The organism is Paenibacillus tritici (assembly GCF_013204885.1).
Lineage (GTDB): Bacteria > Bacillota > Bacilli > Paenibacillales > Paenibacillaceae > Paenibacillus_AQ > Paenibacillus_AQ tritici.
In genome coordinates, this window is sequence record NZ_JABMKX010000011.1 from 255,743 (window position 1) to 280,952 (window position 25,210).

Consider the following 25,210-nt stretch of genomic DNA (forward strand, 5'->3'; position numbering starts at 1 on the left):
GGGTGTGATCCTTCTTCCAGATGAGATTCTCATGCTGCAACGTCCCTCCTACGGAATACAATAGCTGCAAGCATGAGTAGCACGGCTACCCAGGCAAACATGACTAAGCCGCCTGTGAGCGGAGTGAGATAACTTTCAAATAAACTGCCTGTCCCCGGGGTGTGAGCGCTGCCGCTTGTAAACATAAACATCTCAAAGCCGGCCCGGTCTGGCAAGTAAAAAGCAAGCTTGGTAACCTTGTGCAGCAGGACACTGAAGGATACAACGGATGAATTGATAATGAGCACAGCAAGCGGGATAATGCCATTCCTGGTCAGCAAAGTCATCCCAAATGCCAACAGTGCCGTGAAGGTCCAGTAACATACTGCCCCGGCAAGTCTGGATCCTTCAAATGCAGGGGTATATTCACCCAGAATAAGATGTGTTGCTGATACCGTGGTTAGAATAGCCACCATACTAAGCAGGATGCTGATCACTGTCACAGCGCCTGCTTTGGCCAGCAGGAAATGAAGCCGGGAGGAAACAGCCGTTAAGCTTGTGGTCATCTGTTGTCCTCCGCCAGTCTCACTGCTCTCTGCCACATATTCACTGCTGACTGCAAGCACGCCAAGAATAATAACGCCTTGTACACCAAGGCCCAATCCGCTATAGCCCATTTCGGGCAGCCGTGTGCTGACTCCAGCTATAATCGCCTCTTTCTCGGCTATAGCGTCCAAGGCAGCAATGACCGCCGGGGCAACTGCGCCAATAAGCACGGCCAGCCAAATGCCCGGCAGAGAGAACAATTTGGATAGTTCCGCCTGGAATGCTCTCATACACCGTCACCAGCCTTTTCCATTGTCAGGGCAAAAAAGGCTTCCTCCAGCGAGGAATGGCGGCCTATTACTTCCTGCAAGGTTCCAGCTGCAACGATGGTTCCCTGCTTAATAATCACCACATCATCCACGGTCTCTGCAAGCTCGCCCATTAGATGGCTGGATAATAACACTGTATGTCCAGACTCTGCCCGTTTACGCAAAAAAGTCCGAATCCAGCGGATTCCTTCCGGGTCGAGCCCGTTGACAGGTTCATCTAAAATCAATATGTCGGGATCGCCAAGCAGTGCGGCTGCCATGCCAAGTCTTTTTCCCATCCCCAGGGAATAATTCCGGACCCTTTTGCCGGCGGCGTCAGACAGGCCTGTTAGTTCCAGAACTTCCTCGACCCGTGAGCGGGGCAAGCCTGCGGCGCGTGCGATCCAGCGCAAATGTGCCCGTCCTGTCCGCATAGGGTGAGCGCCGGAGCCATCCAGGGCCGCACCTACTGTGGCCAGAGGATGATGTAATTCTGCGTATGGCTTGCCTTGAATGAGCGCGCTGCCAGAGGTGGCCCGGTCTAGTCCAAGCAGGATACGCAGGGTAGAGCTTTTACCCGCCCCGTTTGGCCCCAAGAAGCCTGTTACTCTCCCCGGACGGGCTTCAAAGCTGATCCCGGACAGAATTTGTTGAGATCCGCGACGTTTGACTAAGCTATTGATTGTTAGCAACCATAACACTTCCTTTCGGTTATGGCCCTAATTATAAAGAAGCAAGGTTACATCGCGGTGATCACGTTGTTTAATTCCGGGTTACTTTTAGGTTAAGCTCTGCCAATAGCTACTCTGGTGCCATTTTCACTGGATGTATAGTCAGCCTTCAGCTTCATGGTGTTCAGCATATAATGGGATATCGATAACCCCATCCCTGCCCCCCGTTCATAGGATGAGCGTTCCATCCCCGGGCCCCGGTCGGCAACAATGATCAATTCTTGTTCTACATCTACGACAATGCTTGCATATTTCCCCTCTGCGGCATGGCGGACAATATTCTGGAATACATTATCCAGCACCCGTGTCATCCACCCAGGATCTGCTTCCCAATAAAAGGTCTCCTCTGCCGGTATATCAACATCCAGCTGAATGTCATGTTCTTCAAATACCGGATACCACGCAGCGACAGACGCTCTGACTAAACGTCCAATATCTGTGGAGACGGGCTTAAAAGGATGTTTTCCTGAGGTAAGCAATGTATAGGACAGCAGATCATCCATCAGCTCTCCGACTCTTGTAATCGTATCGTTCATCTCTGTTAAAGAGTCTTGTCCTTCTTCACTTATGGATTCTTTATTTAATCTGGTGATATGTCCCCGCAAAATGGTAAGAGGCGTCCGCAAGTCGTGAGACAAATTCGCAATAAGCCGGTGCCGCAGACCTTCCTCCTCATGCTCCCGCTTGCGGCTGTCTTCAAGCTGCTTGATCATCCGGTTGAAAGAACCGCCCAACTGGTCTATTTCATCCATGCGATCCTTTTGAATCAGGACAGGCTCTGTCCACGAATCAGCAGCGGGAGTAGCGGACATAGCTTCTTGTAAGCGGGTCAGACGTCTGCGTAGTCTCCAGAAGAACAGCCAGGATAGCACAACAAATGCCACGATAATACAAGTGAACAATAGCACTGTAACGTAAAATAGGTTCAGCGTATTGAGCCGTGGCTCGTGCTCAGAAGACCCAAAGAATGATGAGAAGACCAACAGCACAAGCGGCGGAAGAAGGATAAACAGAAAGTGCAGTTTTAGAAAATGGCGAAATAAGGATCTTGGCTGCTTCATAGCTTCACCCGGTAGCCGATTCCCTTCAGCGTCTCAATAATCTCCGGGGTCTCCGGGTCACGCTCCAGCTTGTGCCGCAGCCGGTGGAGATGTACCAGCAAGGTCTTGTCGCCAGGGATATAGGCTTCCTCCCAGACGGCTTCATAGATTTGTTCCTTCGGCAGCACTTGATTAGGATGGCGCAAGAAATACATTAGGATCTGATGCTGCTTCCCTGTCAATAGGATCTCTTCTCCTGTGCGCTTGTCATAGACTGTCTGAAGCTTCGTATCTACTTCAATATGAGTACCCAGCCTAATACGGTCCGAAGTGATTCCGCCGCTCCGGCGGATTAATACCTCTAATCTTGCAACCAGTTCATCCGTATGGAAGGGCTTGGTCAGATAATCATCAGCAAATTGTAAGCCTTCTACCTTATCGTCGATTGCGGTTCTAGCAGTTAACAGCAGAATAGGAACGGCGGGCGCTGCCTTTTTTAACCGTCTGCCCACAGTGAATCCGTCTAAGCCGGGCAGCATAATATCCAGAATAACGAGGTCATGCTCATTGACTTCTTGTTCGGCGCCTTCGCCGGACAGCAGCCACCGGACGGAGAATCCGCGCTGTTCCAGTTCATCTTTCACCCAGCGGCCTATTTTCTCATTATCTTCAATATAGAGTACGTTTTTTCTCAAGTGATTTCCTGCTCTCTATGGATCTGTGACTCTCCCTTCTTATTATACTGATTAATTAACTCATCCAATACCCTGGATTGCTTAAGTACAGCAGGATGCTGAAGATCATGATGTTTCTCCGCCAGAAGGTGAAGCCGGTTACGGGCACGTTCGATACGGACTTGTACGAGCATATTTCTGTTCACCATAGAATCCTCCCTTTACGCTATCTTAGGATTTTATGACAGATAATAGGATATCTGTTTGATTGCACAAAAATAGGCACCCCCGAAAAGTCAGGAGCACCCTTGTATATTTTCGCGAAAATGATTAAGTTCCCCAGCCATGCGTCAGTGTAGTCACCAAGGTTAACGTCGTTGAAATAACAATTGAAACACTACAGAGCGTCAAGAAGAATAAGACTTTTTTCCGCATTGAGCTGATACACCTCACTTGATAGATTTTTGAATCTTTCCTGCAGTTCCTGATCCGCAAAATCTCTATACTGCTCAAAAAGAGTCATACAAGCAATCATATTTTTACTGCTATTCATGGTAATTGATATTTCCAAGCCTCTCAGTACCGTGTTCAATGCCTGTTCCTTACTCTTGCTGTGATTGAAAAGATAGACTGCAAGCTCGATGAGGAATTGTGCATAGCTCTCTTGCAGAATGGCCTGCTTGTAATCGCCGAACTCTGTCTTGTTGGATTGATAAGGTATGTATGGCGCGAACCGCTCTAAGATGCTGTCAACATTAAGCTTAAATACATTTGCCGCTTGAAGGATATAACGCACTGCCACAAATATTTCATTCTCTTGAAGCGCTATATAGTCTGCATACTCATGTATTACATCCAGTTCTCCGGACATTAACCGGTACAGATAGGTGTTAGCAACCGCCCAATCCGTAAATTGTGCAATGATCTGCCGGGATTGTTCATCGTTCTCCTGTACCCAGTGCTCGGCATTTGCATATAGTTGTACAAAGGATAAGGCCCGTTCATAATCGCCACACGCTTCGCTGGTTTTAGATCTGGCTAAGTATGCGTACAGGATATAATAGTAGAAAGGGTGTTCAGGACACTTCAACCCTTCTTCTACTGTGTCCGATCGGCGGCCTTCCAGCTCATATTGAACGGATGCAATGCTGTGCATTTCCTTAGCAAGTTCGTCTACTTTTGTCCACTTGTGCACCAGACCATAAATATGCATTAGCTGTTTCAATGCATCGAGCTGATCGGCCGCGTCTAAGCGGTTTACATACAACTCAAATTGAGCTGCTGCGCGTAATTTCTCCTCCAGATCCTCTTGTTCTTCTATTTCAATCCGAAATATCCGGTACTGACATAACGCTAACCGTTCGGAATGCTGATACTTCTCAGCTTCGCTCACACCCTGATACAGTATCCTTGCAGCTTGGCGTTTATTGTCCCAATAAAAATGATCAGCGAATTCAAACAGTACAGATGCATAAGACAAATCCTCCAGCAGACGGTTCACAACCTGTTCAAGACAATCCAAACGTTCTAATTCTGCAGAGCGGAAAATAAAGGGTCGTATCCGCCTCATGGAGACTACAAAAGAGAAGCATTCATCTATGTAGTCTTCAAAAAAATAGTCTTCCGGCAGCTTCATTCCAGCGGTAATTGCAACAAGTTGTGCCATAGAGATTGGATGGTTGCCTTTTAAAATCCGGCTGAGCGTACCTGAATTGATACCCGATAACTCGGCAAAATGTGAATGTATCATTTGATTTCTGTTCATATACGCGAGCAGTTCTTCCCGGATAGAATTTACCGATCCCAAACCATTACACCTCCTTCCATAAAATAGGATTAAAAGCATACGTATAGTTGATACTAAGGTTGAATCAAACGGCGGTCAATATAAAGGGATATTTTACTATTTAATCCGTTTACATCTATTATTATATACTGAAAAAATTTTAACGCAATATATTTCGTGTATTATAAAGCGTTAAATTAACTGGTTTCCTCCCCTATCATAAAAACATACCGAAAAGTTGAGGGAGATATTGCATTTTGAGGATAAAGGATGCACGAAAAGCCGCAGGGTATACCCAAGAATCCATCGTACATCAGATTAATGACACCATGAAATGCACCTTGCGCAACTACCAGAATATTGAGTACGGTGTGGTACTCCCGAATGTTACATTGGCGCTTCTAATCAGTCACTTGTTTGGCGTTGATCCCCGTGAAGTAGATGAATGGAAATACTCAAATCACAGTGCAGATGCGCAAAAAAATGGCAATTGAATGTCCATTGTCAATTTTTTTCACGGCAAGAGGTTCATTTTATACGCAAAAAACCACCAGTGAAGGTTCTGAACCTTCACTGGTGGTTTTTCTTTTCTCTCCACGTTAACCGATGGTTTCAATAATAACATTCTCTCCGAAATCATCACTTACAAGAATTTCAATTAATTTAGATGCGGTGTATTCCGGCGTTTGCAGTTTGCCTTCCTCAGAGAGTTGAATGAATTCTTCCACATACGGGAAAAGCTCTTTGCTTACGGATCGTATATCCGATTGTAAAGCAGTATCAATCATGCCCGGATACACCGCCGCGACTTTGGCCGGATATGTAACCAGCTTCTGCTCAATGTCTATACTCCTTGTAAAAGAGTCTAAACCAGCTTTGGCAGTACTGTAACAGCTTTGCGAGGGTAAGATGTATTTCGCAGAAGCTGAGGAGATATTCAGGATTCTTTTGTCCACATTCATATGCTTAGTCAGCTTTAGATAGTTGGAGGTGATTACCATCGGCGCTAATAGATTTAAGTGGATATTCTCGATTATTTTCTCCGTTTCCAGCATTTCTATTGGGCTTACTGGAGTCAGCATGGCGGCATTATTGATCAGATACACGGCTTCATTGCTGGCATCAAGATCTATTAGACCGAAGATATCTTTGATAAGCGGATCAATCTCCCTAATATCGGTTAAATCAGCCTTCAAATAATCTCAGGGGCAATCCATTTCCTTCGCCCGGTCGATGATCCTTTGGTTAGCCGTTCTGGATATGCATATCAGGTGGTGGGACTTATTGATTAATTGATGAGCCAATGCTTCGCCGATCCCTCTGGACGTACCTGTAATAATAATATGTTTCAAATGTATCGCTCCCCGCAAGTTATCTGTGATCTTCCCGGATAATCAGTCTATGAACCGTCTCTTGCCAAATGAGCTGATAGTCCAGCTCCATCTTCATCATCTTACATCTGGACAAATTATCAATAAGGAGGGCCAGAATCTGAGCGCTAACCCCGGTTGTGGAAGGTGCAACAAGCCCGAATTCAGCGCCCTTCGCCAGGAGTTGAACCAAACCGTTGACAAAATCCTGTTGAACTTTCAATAGCGGCGCTCTAAATTGCTCATCCCGCTCGGCCAGCATCGCAAATTCACTTAGCACCCTTAAAGTTGAACGATACTCTTCATCAACGCTTGGCAGCATGTTTAGACCGCCGCGAATTAACGTCTCTGTGAAATTGTCTTCATTAACAGAGATAGTATCAAAGTATGCTGCAAATTGATGATCTCTAAAAATATGCTGAAAGGTCCGGCTGATCAGCTCTTCTTTGGTAGCAAAGTGATAATAAATGGAGGATTTAGTGATGCCCACTTTTTTGGCAATCATGCCCAGACTCGTCTTATCTATTCCATACTCAGCAAACAGCTCAAAGGCTGCCTGGATGATCTGACTGGATGTAATCTCTCTTTTCTTGATCGCCCTCAGCCTCCCTTCGATATGAATTAATGCCATTATAAGGATTAGTCAGCTAGAATGTCAATAATTAAACGACCGATCGTTCAAAAAAAAGCGGGATACGAAAACCACAAACGCAAAAGCGACCCTCCAATAATGGAGAATCGCTCTTTAGGACAACGCCATGAAAAGGCGCCTATGATTTTTTCACTGTGAAGTACACTTGATAGGGTTCATACCCGATGTCGCGGATTCTTCGGAGCTGAATGCCCGGGTCCTGATTGGCCGTCTTGAAGAAATAACGCCAGCTGCCCCACTCCCGTTCATTCTCCATGACGATCTCAGCGGTCACATCCTCTGACGGTGTGAACAGAATCCGCTCGTGCTCGCTGATTCCGGCCAGCACTTCAGGACCAAACCGGAAGGCTCCGGTCTGTTCGTCGTCAGGTAGAGGAATGAAACGGATGCCGACCGGCAGAATGATGCTGATCCGGTCTCCGTTCTTCCAACTCCGCATGATGCTATAGAAGGCATTGTGATCCGCAGATTTCCCGTGAAGCTGATCATTCACATAGATGACGGCTTCCGACATGATCCAGTCCGGTATGCGCAAATGGATGGCAAATGCTTGGGCAGAGCCGGTATGGACTACGAAATCATATTTTTTATAATCAGGCAGGTTCTCGTGAAGCGCGGTAATCTCATTCAATTCCTGCTGTCCGGCGGTGTTCGAGGAGTCCAGCATGCTTCCGCTCATGTAATCCTGCGATTGCTGAATGCGCACGTTCTCTTCATTGATCTCAGTTGTCAGCTCCGAGCGGAAATACTGGCATACATAGACATCCTTCTGATCCTGATAATAAATCCCTCGGTTCAATGCCGCATTGGCTTGTACCATAGTTCCGTGGCAGCAGAAAAAGCTGTCGGTCTCTGTACTCCAATCCTTCCGCAGCCCAGCCTTCATAGGCAGGAAGTAAGTAAGCAGCCCGGTGGCAGGATTATTATGCTTATTGCCGGTCAGATGATACTCCTGGTAGTAGGCCTGAGCCATAATTCCGTTGTACAAATTATATTCAATATACTGTGCATAGGCCGGATGAGAGGTATGCCGGAACAGAAACTCTGCCAGACGAATCATGTTATACACCGTGCAGTGTTCCTGATTCTTATCACCGAGGCGGGCCTTGATCTTCATCTTCGGCATCCACACTTCACCGGCCGTATTCCCACCAGTGGCCAGCGTTCCCCGCTCTGTGACCGCACATGTCCAGTAAGCTGTGACAATGTCCATCCATCTCTGCTCCCCGGTAACCTCGTAAGCTCTGGCACAGCCGAGTACCTCAGGAATGGTAGTGTTGGCGTGCATGTTGGTCAGCGGGTCCTTGTTCTCCAGTAACGGGCGGAACAGTCTGCTGCGGTAATAACGCTCCAGCAAGGTCTTGTATTTATCATTCCCTGTAATATGAAGCAGGTCCGCCCACGCTTCCAGCATCCCGCCTGTCTCCATGTCGAGAATATCATCGAATTTCTCTCTGCTGAAGGTACTGCTCCACTCCATGAACCAGTCTGCGAAGCGATCGGCTATCTCTAGTGCCTTTTGACTGCCGGTGAACTGGTACATATCCACCAGCCCCATGAATAACTTATGGATATTATACTGCGGGGCCCAGATCGCTTTGCCTTGGGCAACCCAGTGCAGGTATTTCTCAGGAATAGGCGCAGCCCATTGTCCGCCGTTATCCTTCTGGCATTCCGCCAGCTCGTCCAGGATGAGATCCGCTTTGAGCTTGAGCTCCAGATCACCGGTCTCATGAAACCGCATAGCTGCGGCAGACAGCCAGTGTCCAAGGAAATGCCCCCGGATCTGACAGACCGGCGTCTCCCAGCCCCCGTGTGCATCCGCTGGAATATCTCTGCCGTCATATCTGCCTGCTTCTACTTTATAGTTGAACAGGAGATTATCATTCGTTAGTTTCATTAGATAACGCCGGTTTGCTTCTTCCCTGCGTTTCAGATCATTATCTTGAAGAACGACATTCTTGCCCTTAAGTTCTCTCATTGCTGCAGCCCCTTAATCTAGTGACATTAATTTCACAATGAAAGTATATAGCAGCGCTTCCATCAATCCAATGATTAATACTCATATAAAGTTGATCCATACTGCTAAGATCAACGTGGGCACTTTAAGCGGACGCTGCGCGAACGGACCGTTGTTTGGGTCGCTGTTGTCTCCAGATTTTATTGATTCTCCTTAGCGGTGAAAATCCGGGGACAAAGGCGAACGCTTCATTAGGCAGGATACTGTAGCCATAATGGCTGAATATCCATTTGTAATTACTTTTTTGATTGAGTTAATATATTTGTTTTTCCTATAGATTTAATTACATTTATATATTAGACGAATAAGATAATACACCATAAGATGTTTTTATATAATACTAACGTTGGGGGAATAATCTGATGGCTATTTATGATTTTCAAGTAAACACGATCAGTGGTAAGACCATTGAATTGTCAATATACCTCGGAAAAGTACTCCTTATTGTTAACACTGCCAGCATGTGTAGTTATTCTCGCCAGTTCTCTGATCTTCAGAAGCTTTATGAAAGACACAGTAAACAGGGATTTGAAATACTCGGTTTTCCTTGTAACCAGTTCAATGAGAAAGAGCCCAGGAACAACTCAGAAGTGCAGGAATACTATAAAAGCAACTTTGGAGTGACGTTTCCGCTATTTGAGAAAGTGGAGGTTAGAGGTCAGACTGCTCATCCATTATTTAAATTTTTAACGAAGCAAGCACCATTTCAAGGCTTCGATACCCGGACTTCGAACGGTGAAAGGATGCAGAATTTCCTGCAAGAAAAGTATCCTGACCTACACGCTGGGGATGGGGTCAAATGGAATTTCACAAAGTTTTTGATTGATCGGAACGGACAAGTACATAATAGATACGAAACAACCACGGAACCATTTGATATACAGCCTGCAATTGAAAGACTGCTTTTAAAGTAATTGAATTGTTTCGGTCATTAAGTTAATGGGCAGGTTAGTTGAACAAAATCAGTGGATTTATGTCGCATTTGTTGCATATAGCGCACTAAGGGAGGGATAGTACGGTGAGAAAACTCAGCTTATCGCGGCAGCTCTGAACTAAACTTAAAACCAAAGTCATAGACTGCCGCTGTTATTTTTAAACTAACGTTTCCCGTTAGCCATACATGCAGGACTTGCGCTGCATCACAGATGATAGAAGTTATTGAGTTCTTCCATGGGAGTTTAACGCAAAATGGTTATTCATTAGTCAAGTTTAATAAACTTATCAAAGCAGTATGAATCTTTGTCATAGCCATTTTGTTCATAAAAAGCATGAGCCTCGGTTCTCTTCATCCCGGTGCATAGAATTATGCTGGATATTCCGTAATCTTTCGCATAATTTTCAGTGTATCTTAGCAGTTTAGTGCCTATCTTGTGTCGCCTGAAATCATTATGTACAGCAAGTCCGGTTATATGCAGATAATCATTCGCAGACCCTACAGCTAATGAATGAACGCTAGATATAAAACCAACAACATGGTTCTCAAGTAACGCTACAAACGTTTTGTAATTGCCTGCCTTTCTCATCTGTTCCATCTTAACGCGAAAGTTCTCATCCGTAACAGTATGAACGCCAAGTACATTGTTCCATAAGAAAACAACTTCAGTATAATCGTTTGCTATAATTTCTCGTATCTTAATTTCCATACCCTGCCCCCGTTATTAAAATATTCTCAATAAAGTATTCGTCAATTAAATGAAGCAATCCTTCCTGTGAGCTTAATGAAGTTTTTTCATCGAGAGTCATAGTGATTGATGCGCAGTACGAAGATATTCTGTAATAAAAAGAAAGCGTGCTTATTCAACTAACGGAAAACGTCAGTTGAACGACAACAGCGACAGTCTAAGACTTTATTTTTCAAGTCTTGTTCTGTCGCTGCTTTTTTAAACGGGCCATGGCTTGCTAAGGGTCTGTAATTCACTGATGACAGAGCTTGCAGCAGGCTTAATTGCACTTCGTACAGCTAAAACGTCTGATTTCAAACCAATTATTCGTTTAGATGTATTTCGTACATTTAAAACTCCATTTTCTCCTGGTTCTCACCCCTTTGGGCTGATTTAGTTGTACAGACTACAGGTATACGATGCTCGTATGCCTTTTCGGTGTTTTTAATTGTACATTCTACAGTTATCATTGAGTCCCTTTGCCGATTGATCTAGTTTCGTTTCACGGAATCTCTGAGGGTCTGACTCTATTTACAGATTCAATCTGATACCGTAATAGCCTTAAAAGCCTGCTTCCGTTCCCTGTATAAGCACCTCTACTAGCGCTTTAAGTGAATAATCAGAGGTGGAGCATAACAGAATGCTTCCGGCATTCTGCGGCAGGTACGCATCGTCATACGGGTTGCGAAGCACAAGGTTCAGCAGCGGTCCGGCGGCTGCGAGCTGACGGGCAAGCTGGAGCTGCCCGCTGAACAGATGGGCGTTCAGCGTTCCCTGAATCACTACGCGGCCGGCAGCCTGTGCACACAAGGCCGCGATTTCAGCGGCTTCGGGCTTCATGCTGCAGTATTGCACCTGCACGGACAAGCCCACGGCTTCCAGCAGTGCGGCCAAACCGATGTCATTGCCGCCGGAGTTGTCGGCAATGGTAAGCTGCTCCTGCTGCGGCAAGATCAGCATATATTGGTGTGAGGCAGACAGCGGCAGCAGTTGCAGCGGATCGCGGCTGACCTTGACCGTTCTGCGTGCAAGCTGGAGAGCCGCCTCGTTCCAGCCCTCCCGTGGAATGGGCCGGGCCCCGGTCTGGTATTGCCGGAATTTCGTATACAGGTGTTGGATACGGATGACTGATTCGTCGATTCTGGATTCGTCAATTACGCCATCCAGAACGGCTTTGTGGATTCCGGCGATCACCCGCTCCTGGTATTCCGGGGTATGGCACATCAGAATCATATCGTTACCGGCCAGCACGGCCAGTACGCCCACCTCATCCGGACTGAAATGCTTGCGGATCGCTCCCATCTCAATATCATCCGTGCAGATGATACCCTCGAAGCCCAGCCTGCTGCGCAGTAAGTCTCCGGCAAAGAAGGGGCTCAGTGAAGCAGGCAGTCCTGCCGACTCGGGAATGTTAGGAAATACGAGATGTCCCATCATGATCGAATCAGCCCTGGCTTCTATGGCGGCTATGAAGGGAAGCAGCGGCCCGTTCAATAATTCCTCCATGGTCAGTCCGCATTCAGGAAGGACGACATGGGAATCGCCGCTGACCTGTCCGTGGCCGGGGAAATGCTTGGCCGTCACAGCCACCCCTGCCTCGTGCATCCCCTGAATATATGCCTTGCCGAAGGCAGCCACCGATTCAGGGACTTCGCCGAAGGAACGTACTCCGACGACCGGATTGTCAAGGTTCGTATTCACATCCAGCACCGGAGCCCAGTTCATCGGGATGCCCAGCGAGTGTAGCTGGCTGCCGATGATTTTTCCCTGGAGATAGGCGGTGTCTGGATCTTGGCTTAGTCCTGCCGCCCGGTTGCCGGGGATGTAGGGATAGAAGGATTTGAACTTGGAGAGCGTACCTCCCTCCTCATCAATCGAGACATAGTAAGGCTGCGGAAGGCCATAATCACCAGTAATCGACTGCACTTCCTCCATTAGCTCCAGCGTCTGCTTCTCATTCTTCACGTTATGGGGGAAAATCCCGATCCCTCCGAACCGGTTCCGGGACATCCGACCGCGGAATTCCGGCTCTGCTGCCTTGGAGGGGGTCCCGACTACACACATCAGGGATATTTTGTCCTCCAGACTCATGTCTGCCGGTGCCGGATCTTGTAGCGGATTCACTTCGTTCTGCTGCATAACTGCTCCATCCTCCTGTCGGTTTGTTTGCTAACCCTCGCTGTGGACAAGCCCCAGCTCCTGATAGAGCGTCCGCTCCAGATAATCGTGCAGATAGAACCGGGAATTCACGAAATGCTCGGCCATATCGCGGGGCTGATACTCCATAAGAGCCTTCAGCATCCGGGGCCGGGCAGCTTCCCGCCCGTTGTGGTTACGCGTGTAATTGTTCCGCAGCGAGCGCCATTCCGCGCTGTCGCCCGGGTACAGCTCCCAGCGGTAGACATACTTATGGATCGCCCTGGAGCGGTCTGTCGCCACCTCGAACTCATGCATGATCGCGATTAGCTCGGCGTAATCCTTATTCTTCTGTACCTCATCCAGCAGCTTCCAGATGATATCGTAGTAATCCTCCAGCCGGTAATTGCCGAGCTGTGCATGACCAGCTTGGGGAGTAATCCCATGGAACAGCTCCAGGAAACGGTCAATGAAGGAGGAAGCATCGGCCCTCCGGTTCCAGGCCAGATCGGCATGCAGCAGCATCGGGTACCAGGTCGTCTCGAAGACGCCGTAAGGAACGCCAAGGCTGAACGGACCGGTCCAGTTCGTAGCCACCATGCAGCTGATATTCAGCCGCTTGGCGGTCTCTGCCCACTGCAAGAGGTTGTCGGTCCGGTTGTCCAGAACCGGATAATTCTGATGCTCCGCCCAGTCGAAGCTGCGGACTGCCGGTGCACCCATCACCTTGATGCCGAGTGCCCTGAACTTATTCGTTAAGGCAGTAACCTCTGCTTCTATGTTGCGCCCGTTATAGATCCAGATCATCGCTGCACTGCGCGGATCAAGCTTCGCCAGCTCCTCCGGCGGGCACTTATCCAGCATGTCATGCCAGAAGACGGGCTGTCTGCCCCGGCTTGCCGTGAATTCAATCAAGCGGTTCAGGAAGGAGATGAACGCACGCTCCCGCACGCCGCCGAATTGCTTCCGGCACGCTTCACATTCACACAGGCTGTACACCTCGTCACAGCCGAGATGGAGATAGTGCGACTCCGGATGAGCATCCATCATCTCGTCAAGCAGGCCGGTGATCAGGTCATAGGTCTCTGGATGTGAAGGGCAGATCTCCCCGGTCGATTCCTCGGTTTCCCGCAGATGCCTCCAGGCGTCATACCGCAGCACATACTCCAGGTGACCGAAGCTCTGCTGTAATGGAATAATCTCGATATAATGCTCATGGGCCGCAGTCTGGAGCGCTTCCAGCTGCTCCCGGCTAAGCGCGTGCTGTGGATGAGCGAATTCCCGGTGCGCCTTGAACGGGAATTTGTCCTCGTATTCAATGAGTACGGCGTTCGTCTTGAAGCGGGAGAATTCCGCCAAATAGTCCATTAGCCGTTCCGGCTTCGAGAACGTCTGGCGCAGATCGAAATTCATCACCCGCAGGGCGGTATCGGGCCAGTCTGTTATGGACACGGCAGGAATATCGCCGCCATACAGGCTCTGCAATTGCAGCAGCGTCTGCAAGCCGTAGTAGAGTCCGGGCGCATCCAGCGCGCGGATCACAGCCCCCCTTGCGCCCGCCTCCAGCAGGTACCCTTCCGCCTTGCCGTTCAGCACAGACAGGTCTGCCTCTTCAACAGCCTTGACTGGTGCTGTATCCCGCCCAATCTCTTCAGATCCTGTCTGTTGCGGCAGGGTCTGTTGAATATGCAGCGAATAGCCCCGTCCTGATACAGCGCTGGTAACTTCCTGATCCGGGAATGCCCGCCGGCAATGCAGCTCCAGCCGGGGATCTTCCTGTTCCATTGTTAGATGAAGATGTACCCCTTCGCGGATCTGTAAAGGCTTCTCTTCTCTAATCCTCACCTGCTTCGGCTCGGGTATCAAGCTCAGCATCGCTCTCTCCTCCTAATCCTTATCGGCCGCGTGAATCTGGCCATTCTTCCATACCGCCTGAATATCCATGGCCCCGCCGTTCCTGCGGAAGCTGATCAGATCCGCAGGCGCACCGGCGGTAAGCCCTCCTGCCTGCGCAAGTCCCAGCAGCCGGGCCGGGTGAACCGAGGCGCAATCAAGGGCCTCCTCCAGCGGTGCCAATCCGGCTTCCGCCAGATAGGCTACCTGCTCGGCCAGCATCATGGCCGAGCCTGCCAGCAGCTGCGGATTGCCTGCCAGATGCAGCCGCCCTTCTGCCGTCAGAACAACGTCTCCGCCGATATGCAGGCGGTAGGCGCCCGGCGCCATGCCGCTCAGCGATACGGCATCGCTGACCAGGATCGCCCGGCTGCGCTTCATCCGCAGAATGACCTTCAGCAGTGAATCCGGCAGATGGCAGCCGTCCGCAATCATACAGCCGTACAGCTCATCGGCGGCCAATTGCTCCCACAGATAGTGGGGATGCCGCGGAAGCGTAAGATGTGTGCCGTTGCCCAGATGAGTAGACATCACCGCGCCTGCGGCAACGGCTTCCCGGATCTGCTCCGGCGAAGCCGCCGTGTGTCCGATGGAGACCCGGACGCCGGAGGCGCTGCATCTGGAGATGAAGGCTGCGGCATCCGGCCATTCAGGGGACAACGTAATGATCCGGATCTGCCCTTCCGCCGCCTCCTGCCAGCGGCAGAAGGATTCCCAGTCCGGCGGGCAGATATGCTCCCTTGGATGGGCCCCGCGCGGTCCGTCCTCCGGTGACAGAAAGGGCCCCTCCAGATGAATCCCTGCAATCAGACCAGCGGCATTCGGCTGTGTCCGCATGGCTTCCGCAATGACGGACAACGCCTGGGCAAGTGCCTCTGCCCCGTTCGTAATCAGGGTCGGGCAATAAGCCGTGACTCCCCGCGCCAGCAGGCGGCGTGAGAGTTCAGATACCGTCTCCGGCCGCAGCGGCAGCGTGTTAAGATCCAAGCCCCAGCCACCGTTCACCTGTAAATCGACCAGACCCGGCGCCAGCCAGGGCCAGTCTAATGTGAGAGGATTCTCCTCCAGGGTAACGATCTTGGCAATGACGCCGTCGGTTATACTCACCTCAACCGGAAGGCCGCTTCTGTAATGTCGTCCGGCGATGACGCCGCTCATGAGCCGTAGGCATCCCGGTCGGTGAATAGCGTAATACCTGGATGTGTACGGAGAATGCTGGCCGGACACGCGGTGCTGACCGGATCATAGAGAGCCGCCTGAAGAGCGTCATGCTTGGCCTTGCCGGGAACCATGGCGAACAGATGGCGCCCTGCCATCAGGGCAGGCACCGTCAGGGTCAGCGCATGGGCGGGTACCTCCTCCAGGCTGGCGAAGCAGCCGTCGTTCACCTGCTGCTGGCGGCAGGCTTCGTCCAGCAGAACGCTTTTCACGGGATAGGGATCTGCAAAGTCCGCCACAGGCGGGTCATTGAACGCAATATGCCCGTTCTCCCCGATGCCGAGGCAGACGATATCAATAGGCGCTTCATTCAGCAGAGCCGCGTATCTCCGGCATTCCTCTTCGATATTGCCTGTTCTCCCAAGCAGCTCTATACGTCCCGGATTCACTCTGCGGAACAGCCGCTCCTGCAAGTAATTCCCGAAGCGCTGGGGAGCGTCAGCCGGCAGGCCGATATATTCATCCATATGAAAAGCACAGACACGGGACCAGTCGATCCCCTGCTCCTGCAGCAGCCCCTCATACAGCTCCTGCTGTGACGGGGCTGCTGCAAATATCATGCGGACCGGAGCTGAGAAATGCTCCTGCAAGTCTCTGATCCTCTGCCCGACCTGTCCGGCTGCCGCCGCACCCATGTGACTGCGGTGGTTATAGACCAGCACACGCATACGTTCCACCTGATGCTCCGCCGCCGGGTTAATAATGTCTGTCATGGTTATGCCCTCCGTCCTTATTGGGGCGAAGCTCTCGCCCCTGTCTGTTAAGCTAGCGTTGAAGCGCCAAGTCTACACCATATGGAGTAGCGTCATGGCTTACGGCTGGTTATGGGCGCTGGCATAGTAATAACCGGCTGCCTGAATTCTTCTGGGCTCGAACCCGGCCTGCCGGCCCGGGGGAATGGCTTCTGAAGTAAAAGCCGCACGCCCGTCTGCTCCCGTAACAGCCGCCGAGTAACGGCCTGCGGAATACGTGAACCGCCCTTCCACTGCGGCACCGGCAAGCACATTCCCGGTAGCGTAATCACGCACCTTCATGGAAGCTGTCGCCGCTGAACCGTTATACGATAACAGCAGATCTGTCACGATCATCGGCTTAAGCGCCGTGCTGCCGGTGACCGCAGACACAATACTGGAGAACGGACCGATATTGCCCGCCAGATCGCGGGCCGCAATACGGTAGTAGTAGGTGGTCTCCGGCAGCAGTCCCTTGTCCTGGTAATTCAGGCCCCGGGCCAGTCCGGCAATGTCCGCAGCGGTAGGCGTGAAGCCGGGCACCGTGCTGCGGTAGACGATATAGCGGTCTACCTCCGAATTGTCGCTGGCCATGCCGTAAGTCAGCCTTATACTCTGATAGTCACTGGCAACAGCGGACGGTGTGCCCGCAGGTGCAGACGGTGCTTCATGGTCTTCCGGCGCCGTCCAGAATACCCCTCCCGGTCCCCAATACGAAGGTAGTGCCCGGTAGGAATCATAATGATGTACAGCTATACCGCCGAAAGCGCTGCTCTGCCCGGAAGCGGCATACACCTTGTCCAGCTCAGCTTCCATGTGGCTGCGGCCCTCCTCCTGAAAGGTGATGGTCTCCGGGTCGCCGCTGTTCGCAATATCCAGAGTCTCCACTCCGATGACTACGGAATTCGGCTTGCCGATCGCCTCGGCGTAGGCCAGCTCTCCGGCTGCACCGGCAATGATGCCGGCGGTTCCGTCCGCAGAATCCCGGTAATCCATGATCGAGATGTAGTCGGAGATATCCTGGATATGCTCGGACAACCATTTCGTTGTACCGTTCCACTGGATATTCGCCCCCTGCTCTGACGAATCGTACCATTTGGGCACAGCCGGGCCGAAGGGCAGCCGGATGCCCGCTGTATCGCGGCGGTCAATCATCTTCTGCAGGCCATCCAGGTACTCCTTCTGCAGGAACTTGGTTGGGTTTTTGAAATCCGGGGAAATATACGGCTCGATGTCCACATTGATTCCGTCGAACTGCTCCTTCCCCGCTACGGAGAGATTATAGTTGATAATCTGCTCGATCTCCCGCACCGCATGATCGTGGTAGCGCTCATAGGCTCCCATATAAGCCGGGGAGGTTCCGCCCGCCACCAGGGCATGGACACTTAAGTTCCGCTCATGCGCCCAGCGCATGAAGGAGCGCAGCTCATCTTCCTGCTCCTCCAGCGCCCGGTACCCGGCATAACTGCCTACAGCCAGATACAGCGTCGTGACCGGCTCTGATCCGAAGGTTGCGGTGTCCGTAACGAAGGCTTCCAGCACCTCCCGCGAGCCCGGATTCAGCAGCAGCTTGTAGCTCTCCGGCTCCCAGATCCACATCGCCCGGTCCTGCTCCGGCAACGGAAGTGCCGGCTCATGGGTGCCCGCACCGACCTGAGCGTAGACGGTCGGACTATAGCCGTAACGTCCGGGCGCATTGGTTGCCCGTGCTTCAAGGCTGACGGTCCGGTCGCCGGTTCCGGCCGTGTTCCAGGCATATACATAGTCCGTGCCGTTATAGGCTGCCTGCTGCCAGGGTCCCCGGTTCACCCGGACCTGTACGGCCGAGACCGGCGTAGCCGATCCTGCCTGGACGGTGACCGCCACTTGTCCGGTCAGCGCAATCCCTTCGTCCGGCCCCGTAATCGTCACCGCAGGCGCAACGCCTGCAGGATTGTTCACCTCCAGGCTGACGCCTGGACTCCACACCCCATAACGGGTGGCGGTGTCCAGCCCCCGCGCCACCAGTTCCACACTGCCGTTGTAACGGGCAGTGTCCAGCGTGTATGACCAGCTTCCGCTGTCATCCCCATCCGGATCATCCAGCAGCGCTTCGAACTGGGCCGTCCCGTTCACATACAACCGGACATCGTACAGCCCGGTATAGGTTCCGCTGACTTCCACCAGCCCGCCGGAGGATACATATCCTCCGGGCGGTTCGTCCAGCGTAATGGTGCCTGCGGCCCGGGCAGTGCCCGGAACCGCCGTTCCCAAGATTACAACCAGCAACATCACAGACAGCATCCATCCAAGCCGTTGTCCAGTGCCTTGCAGCCTTTGCCTCATCAGTGGCGCCTCCTTTGGGTGGTCACGAGAGTATGAGATAACCGTTCATAGGGATCAGTGGTCCTATCCGTTATTTACTGCCTAATTGAATATTCTGCACGCGGTCATACGCTTCCTTATACGTCTCCAGCAGCTTGTCTACGCCCAGATTGTTCATTTCCTCCACATATTTATCCCAGTCCGCCAGCTTGCGGGAGCCGGTGACGAACTTCGCGAAGCTCTCATCGCGGTGCTTCTTGATCGCCTGCCCGGTGATCGAGATGACTTCATTCTCCTTCTCCGTGAAGGCCGGACGCGGCTGCATATTGGCCGGATCATAGTTGACGGCTTCTTCATAGGCGTGCTTCAGGTCCTCCGAGAACAGGGACAGATGGGCGTCGAAGTCAATCCAGGTATAGGTTCCGCTGGTCTGCAGCCCCGTCTGCTTCCGCATCTCAATGACATCGGTGAATTCCGGCTTGAACTTGATCGCGTCGCCTTCCTTCACATACGTCTCGCCTTCCACTCCCCAGCTGCTGAGCGTCCGTCCGTCTTCCGAATAGAAAAAGTCCATGTAACTCATGATGTCTTCGATATTCTTGGAGGTGGAAGCGACCGTCAGCCCGCCCTCCATATAATGGAAGTAAGGATTCAGCTGTTTACCGCCGGGAAGCCCGGCAGGAGGAGCCATGAACTGCATATTGAATTCAGGATTCTCCTTGCGCATCGCATTATTGAAGAAGTCCACCCGGCTGATGTAATCAACTGTCACGAACGACTTGCCGGTGGAGACCATATCCTGCCACTGCTTGGTTTGTAAGGAGAGGAAGTCCGGCGGAATCAGCCCTTCATCATAGAACTGCTTCCATCTGCCGACCATCTCCTTGTAGCTCTCCTCTGTCGGACCATAACGCCATTCCTTTTTGTCAAAATCATAGTAAGCCCCCTCCCCTGTCTCATAGTTAACGGTCATGCTCATATTCATCTCATCGGGGATCTGGCCGTAACGGACCGATAGCGGATAACTGTCCGGGTATTTCGTCTTGAGCGTCTTGAGAGCTGTATGCAGCTCTTCATAGGTGGCCGGAGCCTTGATGCCTTCCTTCTCAAAAACATCCTGGCGGTACATCCAGATCATGCGGTTCGTCTCCCCGAAGCCCTGGTTCGGGAACATATACATTTTGCCGTCGGCTGAGAGCGCCGCCTTCGCCTCATCCGGATATTGCTTCATCCATGCGGTCAAATTCGGCAGCTTGTCCATGTATTCCATCAGATCGACGAGTGCACCCTGCTGCCCGAACTTGTTCGATTCCTTGCGGTTGGGCATATACATCAGGTCCGGCAGGACATTGGAGGCCACCGCCAGGTTCAGCGCTTCGGCCAGCTTCCCGGAAGGCGTCTGCACCTCCAGTGTTACGCCGGTCTTGTCCTTGATCCAGCCCCAGACCGGCCAATCCTTGGAATAGGGGAAAGTGGCGTTGTTGTCCAGCAGTGCGGTGAAGGTGTGCTCCTGCTTCGCCCCGGCAGTGGCAGCGGCATCTCCGCCGGATGTACCAGTAGCAGCAGGCGGGGTGCTATTGTTGTTGCCTCCGCTACAGCCCGTCACCAGCATGGCGGCAGTTACGAGAGGCAGCATTACAGACTTCCATTTGTTCATTCATCATCTCTCCCTTAATTGTAATTATGGCGCAGGGTGATCAGCCTTTCACCGCACCAATCATGGCGCCTTTGACAAAATACTTCTGAACAAACGGATATACCGTGAGTATCGGCAGCGTAGAGACCATAATCGTCGCATATTTGAGCGATTCTTCTACGACCTGATTATCTCCCCCGATCCCGGTCACATCCCCCGAGCTGGCACTTCCCGCCAGCACCAGATTGCGGAGCAGCACCTGGAGCGGGAACAGATCCGGGGTGCGCAGATACAGCAGCGGGTAGATGAAGTTGTTCCACATGCCCACGGCGTAAAACAAAGCAATCGTGGCGAAGGAAGCCTTCGACAGCGGAACAATGATCCGCATGAAGATCCCGATATCATTCAATCCGTCGATGCGGCCGGATTCCTCCAGCTCCTTGGGAATGCCGGAGAAGAAGGTCCGCATCAGAATCAGATTCCAGGTACTGACCGCGCCCGGCAGCACCATGCCCCATACGGTGTCCACCATATCCAGGGAGCGGACAACTAGGAAGGTCGGGATCATTCCTCCGCTGAAGAACATCGTGATGACGATCAGCAGGGTGAAGGTACCCCGCAGCGCCATATCCCGGCGGGAGAGCGCATAGGCTCCTGTGGAAGTAACTACCAGCGAGATCAGGGTGCCGAGCACGGTGTAGATCAGCGTGTTTTTATAGGCCGTCCAGATCTTCGGGTCTCCAAGCACCAGCTCGTACATATTCACATTGAAGCCCTTGGGCCAGAACGAGATGTTGTTCTTGATGACATTGACATCACTACTCAGGGATACCGCAAGCATGTGCAGAAACGGATAGAGCGTAATCACTACAACCCCCAGCAGGAAGACCGTGCTGACCACGTTAAACCAGGAAAACTTCGGTGATCTCATCACCACACCTCTTTTCTACCATAGACTTGTCTCGCTGACACGGCGGCTGATGTAATTGGCACTATAGATGAAGATCAGGCTGATAATGCCCATGAACAGGTCAATGGAGGCACCATAGCTGAAATTCCCCTGCTCCATCCCGACCCGGTAGACATAGGTACTGATGATATCTGCCGTATCGTAGATCGCCGGATTCTGCATGAGGAAGACCTTCTCGAAGCCGATCTCCAGTACCTTGCCGATATTCAGAATCAGGGTGATGACAATCGCCGGTGAGATGCCGGGCAGCGTGACATGCCATATTTTGCGCATCCGGCTGGCCCCGTCCATATCTGCCGCCTCATAGAGCTGCGGATCAATCGCCGTCAGAGCGGCCAGATAGATGATGGTCTCCCAGCCGATATGCTGCCAGATCTCCGACAGGACATAGATCCCCCGGAATAACCCGGGCTCATTCATGAAGTTAATCGGTCCAATCCCAAACGTGCCCAGCAGATTGTTAATCAGGCCTCCGGTGGGCGACAGGAACATAATGACCATGCTCGCCACAATGACATTGGAGATGAAATGCGGCAGATAGCTGACGGTCTGTACGAACTTTTTGAATGTTGCCTTGCGCACCTCGTTCAGCAGAATAGCCAGGATGATGGGAGCCGGGAACCCGAATACAAGCTTGTACAGGCCCAGCAGTAAGGTGTTCTTCATCAGCGGCCAAAAGTCGGGATTCTCCACAAACATCCGGTAGTATTTGAGCCCCACCCAGTCGCTGGCCCAGATCCCTTTGAACAGATTATAATCCTTAAATGTAATGACGAGGCCAAACATCGGCGCATACCGGAAAATCAGATAATACAGCAGGCACGGCAGGAACAGCAGCCATAGTGCTTTGTTATGGTGCCAGGTCCGCAGCAGCCGCCCCTGCCGCCGGTAGGGATTCTTCAGTTCCTTTCGCAAGTTGTCTTGTACTGCACTCGGTTGAGCCATAGGCATTCCCCTCACGTTCTTAATGATGGCAGCTCACTTGGATGTCAGCTTACTTCCCCGGTGATTCCCGGGTTTGTCTCCGAAGTATAGCCGCAATGGTTTGGTAAGCGCTATCAGCATGTTATATAACTTTTCGCCTTATCTGCATATTTCCCGATACCTGCGTATAAATCGTTAAAAGTGCATATTGTGCGTGTCAGCTTTATGCCGCTATGATAGGATAAAACTATGTATAAAGCGGCTGCACCAGAAGGGGGACTACCTATGAAGAGACTGCTGACCAGCCAATTTGCCCTTAGCGGCTTGTTCGTCAAGCTCATGCTCAGCTTCCTGAGCATCATCCTGCTGCTGGCTTCCTTCAATCTGTTCTCACATCTATATCTTAGCGGCAAGGTGTATCAGGAGGTCGTCCGGCAGAATGAGCAGGCGCTCAAGCAGACGGTGGAGGGGTATGAGAATCACTTCCGGCTGACCCAGAATATGATTCTGGCGCTCACCCAGTCGGATACGTGGACCGCCAATCTGGGCATTCTCAGCCATCTGAACGAGAACCGGCGTTACGATGTGGTGAACGAGGTGAAGTCGGATCTGATGACGCTGTACGGCAATCCTTTTTTGCATATTGAGAATTTCATTCTGTATTTCAAGACGGAGGATTATGTGCTCGAAAAAGAAGGGCTTAGCAGCACCAGCGACATGTTCGGCAAATATTATTCCAGTCAGGAATATACGGCGGACTTCTGGCGCGGCCAGACCATGGACAACCAGTATCTGAAGGTCATGCCTGCCGCCTCCTTCACAGAGACAACGATGAGCTCCACGCGCCCGCTCGGACGGCTGATGCCGGTGCTGATCAAAGCGATTCCTTACGAAGAGGTATACGGCCTGGTGATGCTGAATCCGCAGCGGCTGGAGAAGGCTTACGGGGATGCCGGCAAGAATCCCTTCTATATAATGGATGCGCAGAACCGTCTGCTCTTCTCCACAGCGGAGACAGAATTGCCGGCTCTGAAGTATGCGGGCAATACAAGTGCCCATGAGCGGATCGGGGATCAGTATTATTTCTATGAAAAAGGGGCGCAGACCGGCTTCACCTATGTCAGGGTGACCGAAGTTGCCGCCATCGCAACCGGGCTGCGCGGCATGAGGCTGCTGCTGGCCGCCCTGCTCACTGCGGCGGTGCTGGTCAGCCTGCTATTCTCCTTCTTGTTCAGCTTCCGGCTGAACCAGCCGCTTCAGCGCCTGGTCGCCGCGCTTGACCGCACAGCAGGCAGCGGCCCCGGCAAGCGGAGCAGCGTGAAGGAATTCGCCATTATCGGCGACCGGCTGAGCTCCATCCTGGAGAACAATCAATTCATCCAGAACGATCTGGATCACAAGAATTCGCTGGTCCGCCAGTATGCGTATACCTATAAAGTTAAGAACATTCCGCTGAACGCTAAGCTCGGTGATCTGGAGGAGGCGCTGCATTCGGAACAGCCTTACGCGTCCATCCTGTTCAAGCTTAGCTTCACCAGCTTGCCGGAGGAGCCCGAGAAGCATACGCTGGCCTTGTGGCAGCTGATTCAGCGTCTGTTCACCGGAGGTGAAGGCGAGAATGTCGTCCTTCAGCCGGAGCAGGACCTGTTGCTCTTGCTGCTCTTCAATCCGGGTCCGCAGAGCGGAATTCTTCAGGTGCTGGGCACCTTGCAGGAGCTGCTGGCCGAGGAGCCTTCCCTCTACCTCACCATTGCAGTCAGTCCGGTATACTCCGGGGAAACCCCGTTTACCGATGCTTACCATAACCTGACGGTACTGCTGAAGGAACGCAGATTAAATCGGGAGACCCAGATTATTGTGGAGCCGCGGGCCTCGTCAGCCAAAGCGTTCCACATGAAGGTAACGTACGGGGATGAGCTGCATAACCTGCTGCAATCCGGCAGCGAAGACGCAGTCTTCGGCTGGGTGGAGCGTCAGCTGGAGCAGCTTCGGAATAAGGATGCCACCGCTGAGGATTTCCGGACATTTGCCCGCGGGGTTGTAGAGCAGACAGGCAAAACGGTCATGAAGCAGAATCTGCCGGAGCTTGAAGCGGGGCTTCTCTCTGCGCTGTCCGGTGAGCCGTTCGCCGCCTTCTATTCCACCGTTCAATACCGCGAATGGCTGAGCGGGCTGCTCACTCCTGTGCTTGCGGCCATCCGAAATGGCTCGGAGATTCGTGATCCGGTCATCAGCTTCGTACTAGAGTATCTGGACAAGCATTACGGGGAGGATATTAATCTGAGCATTGTAGCCGACAAGCTGAATCTAACCTCGGGGTATTTGTCGAGCATCTTCAAAGAGAAAACCGGGATCAACTTCAGCGAATATCTGAACACGCTGCGGATCGAGCGGGCCAAGGAGCTGCTGCTGAATATCGACCTGCGGATTCAGGATATTGCGCTTCAGGTCGGCTACCAGAATGTGAATTCGTTCATCCGCACGTTCAAGCGCAGCTCCGGCTTAACGCCGGGTGAATACCGCAAGCGGTACGATCAAAAGCATTCAACAAATACGGGCACGTACGACCACGAATAGAAGTACGGCAGCAACCATTCGCTAAATAAAGGCACATATGCGAAAAAAGAGGAC

General features: G+C 51.7%; 20 protein-coding genes and 1 pseudogene. 3 read left to right on the top strand and 18 right to left on the bottom strand.

Annotated features, from left to right (window positions below):
- Positions 1 to 29: 29 nt before the first annotated feature.
- The 6 genes from HQN87_RS21015 to HQN87_RS21040 all read right to left on the bottom strand — a co-directional run bounded on the left by HQN87_RS21015 (position 30) and on the right by HQN87_RS21040 (position 5,085).
- Positions 30 to 815 carry an ABC transporter permease gene (locus tag HQN87_RS21015; RefSeq protein WP_173137313.1) on the bottom strand — a complete coding sequence of 262 codons (786 nt, stop codon included), beginning with the start codon at positions 813 to 815 and terminating at the stop codon, positions 30 to 32.
- Positions 812 to 1,525: an ABC transporter ATP-binding protein gene (locus HQN87_RS21020; RefSeq protein WP_173137314.1), complete on the bottom strand. Its 714-nt coding sequence runs from the start codon at positions 1,523 to 1,525 to the stop codon at positions 812 to 814. The genes HQN87_RS21015 and HQN87_RS21020 overlap by 4 nt, the downstream gene beginning before the upstream one ends.
- A gap of 92 nt (positions 1,526 to 1,617) precedes the next feature.
- Complete coding sequence (locus HQN87_RS21025; RefSeq protein WP_367272760.1) at positions 1,618 to 2,448, bottom strand: sensor histidine kinase; 831 nt, start codon at positions 2,446 to 2,448, stop codon at positions 1,618 to 1,620.
- Positions 2,449 to 2,621: 173 nt separating this feature from the next.
- Positions 2,622 to 3,299, bottom strand: coding sequence for a response regulator transcription factor (locus HQN87_RS21030; RefSeq protein WP_173137318.1), 678 nt, complete (start codon positions 3,297 to 3,299; stop codon positions 2,622 to 2,624).
- Complete coding sequence (locus HQN87_RS21035; RefSeq protein WP_173137320.1) at positions 3,296 to 3,487, bottom strand: aspartyl-phosphate phosphatase Spo0E family protein; 192 nt, start codon at positions 3,485 to 3,487, stop codon at positions 3,296 to 3,298. The genes HQN87_RS21030 and HQN87_RS21035 overlap by 4 nt, the downstream gene beginning before the upstream one ends.
- Before the next feature lie 188 nt (positions 3,488 to 3,675).
- Positions 3,676 to 5,085 (bottom strand): helix-turn-helix domain-containing protein, encoded by a 1,410-nt coding sequence (locus HQN87_RS21040; RefSeq protein WP_173137322.1) that lies wholly within the window; start codon positions 5,083 to 5,085, stop codon positions 3,676 to 3,678.
- A 236-nt stretch (positions 5,086 to 5,321) separates the two neighbouring features.
- On the opposite strand from HQN87_RS21040, the gene HQN87_RS21045 reads away from it, so the two are divergent.
- The gene (locus HQN87_RS21045) at positions 5,322 to 5,558 is read left to right on the top strand and encodes a helix-turn-helix transcriptional regulator (protein ID WP_173137324.1); all 237 of its coding nucleotides are present in this window, start codon (positions 5,322 to 5,324) and stop codon (positions 5,556 to 5,558) included.
- A 105-nt stretch (positions 5,559 to 5,663) separates the two neighbouring features.
- Here HQN87_RS21045 and HQN87_RS21050 read toward each other — a convergent pair.
- From HQN87_RS21050 to HQN87_RS21060, 3 genes and pseudogenes are all read right to left on the bottom strand, one after another.
- Positions 5,664 to 6,434: pseudogene (locus HQN87_RS21050) on the bottom strand ((S)-benzoin forming benzil reductase).
- 1 nt (position 6,435) lies between these two features.
- On the bottom strand, positions 6,436 to 7,065 hold the full coding sequence (locus tag HQN87_RS32800; protein ID WP_301953204.1) for a TetR/AcrR family transcriptional regulator: 630 nt from the start codon (positions 7,063 to 7,065) through the stop codon (positions 6,436 to 6,438).
- A 139-nt stretch (positions 7,066 to 7,204) separates the two neighbouring features.
- A complete protein-coding gene (locus tag HQN87_RS21060; protein WP_173137326.1) occupies positions 7,205 to 9,067 on the bottom strand; it encodes a beta-L-arabinofuranosidase domain-containing protein in 1,863 nt (620 codons plus the stop codon).
- 401 nt (positions 9,068 to 9,468) lie between these two features.
- Here HQN87_RS21060 and HQN87_RS21065 point away from each other — a divergent pair, with 401 nt between their 5' ends.
- Positions 9,469 to 10,020: a glutathione peroxidase gene (locus HQN87_RS21065; protein ID WP_173137328.1), complete on the top strand. Its 552-nt coding sequence runs from the start codon at positions 9,469 to 9,471 to the stop codon at positions 10,018 to 10,020.
- A gap of 285 nt (positions 10,021 to 10,305) precedes the next feature.
- Here HQN87_RS21065 and HQN87_RS21070 read toward each other — a convergent pair whose 3' ends face one another.
- The 9 genes from HQN87_RS21070 to HQN87_RS21110 form a co-directional block, all read right to left on the bottom strand.
- Complete coding sequence (locus HQN87_RS21070) at positions 10,306 to 10,749, bottom strand: GNAT family N-acetyltransferase (RefSeq protein WP_173137329.1); 444 nt, start codon at positions 10,747 to 10,749, stop codon at positions 10,306 to 10,308.
- A gap of 579 nt (positions 10,750 to 11,328) precedes the next feature.
- Positions 11,329 to 12,906 (bottom strand): glycoside hydrolase family 3 N-terminal domain-containing protein, encoded by a 1,578-nt coding sequence (locus HQN87_RS21075; protein ID WP_173137331.1) that lies wholly within the window; start codon positions 12,904 to 12,906, stop codon positions 11,329 to 11,331.
- Positions 12,907 to 12,936: 30 nt separating this feature from the next.
- Positions 12,937 to 14,778, bottom strand: a complete 1,842-nt coding sequence (locus HQN87_RS21080) for a family 20 glycosylhydrolase (protein ID WP_173137333.1) — start codon at positions 14,776 to 14,778, stop codon at positions 12,937 to 12,939.
- Positions 14,779 to 14,790: 12 nt separating this feature from the next.
- On the bottom strand, positions 14,791 to 15,954 hold the full coding sequence (locus HQN87_RS21085; protein WP_173137335.1) for an N-acetylglucosamine-6-phosphate deacetylase: 1,164 nt from the start codon (positions 15,952 to 15,954) through the stop codon (positions 14,791 to 14,793).
- Positions 15,951 to 16,727, bottom strand: coding sequence for a glucosamine-6-phosphate deaminase (locus HQN87_RS21090; protein ID WP_173137337.1), 777 nt, complete (start codon positions 16,725 to 16,727; stop codon positions 15,951 to 15,953). The genes HQN87_RS21085 and HQN87_RS21090 overlap by 4 nt, the downstream gene beginning before the upstream one ends.
- Before the next feature lie 99 nt (positions 16,728 to 16,826).
- The gene (locus HQN87_RS21095) at positions 16,827 to 19,070 is read right to left on the bottom strand and encodes an Ig-like domain-containing protein (RefSeq protein WP_173137339.1); all 2,244 of its coding nucleotides are present in this window, start codon (positions 19,068 to 19,070) and stop codon (positions 16,827 to 16,829) included.
- Positions 19,071 to 19,140: 70 nt separating this feature from the next.
- Complete coding sequence (locus HQN87_RS21100) at positions 19,141 to 20,706, bottom strand: extracellular solute-binding protein (protein WP_173137341.1); 1,566 nt, start codon at positions 20,704 to 20,706, stop codon at positions 19,141 to 19,143.
- Between the two features lie 40 nt (positions 20,707 to 20,746).
- Entirely contained in the window at positions 20,747 to 21,616 is an 870-nt protein-coding gene (locus HQN87_RS21105) for a carbohydrate ABC transporter permease (protein ID WP_173137343.1), read from the bottom strand.
- Between the two features lie 15 nt (positions 21,617 to 21,631).
- On the bottom strand, positions 21,632 to 22,600 hold the full coding sequence (locus HQN87_RS21110) for an ABC transporter permease (RefSeq protein WP_254075591.1): 969 nt from the start codon (positions 22,598 to 22,600) through the stop codon (positions 21,632 to 21,634).
- Positions 22,601 to 22,864: 264 nt separating this feature from the next.
- Here HQN87_RS21110 and HQN87_RS21115 point away from each other — a divergent pair, with 264 nt between their 5' ends.
- Positions 22,865 to 25,156 (top strand): helix-turn-helix domain-containing protein, encoded by a 2,292-nt coding sequence (locus HQN87_RS21115; protein WP_173137347.1) that lies wholly within the window; start codon positions 22,865 to 22,867, stop codon positions 25,154 to 25,156.
- Positions 25,157 to 25,210 lie beyond the last annotated feature (54 nt).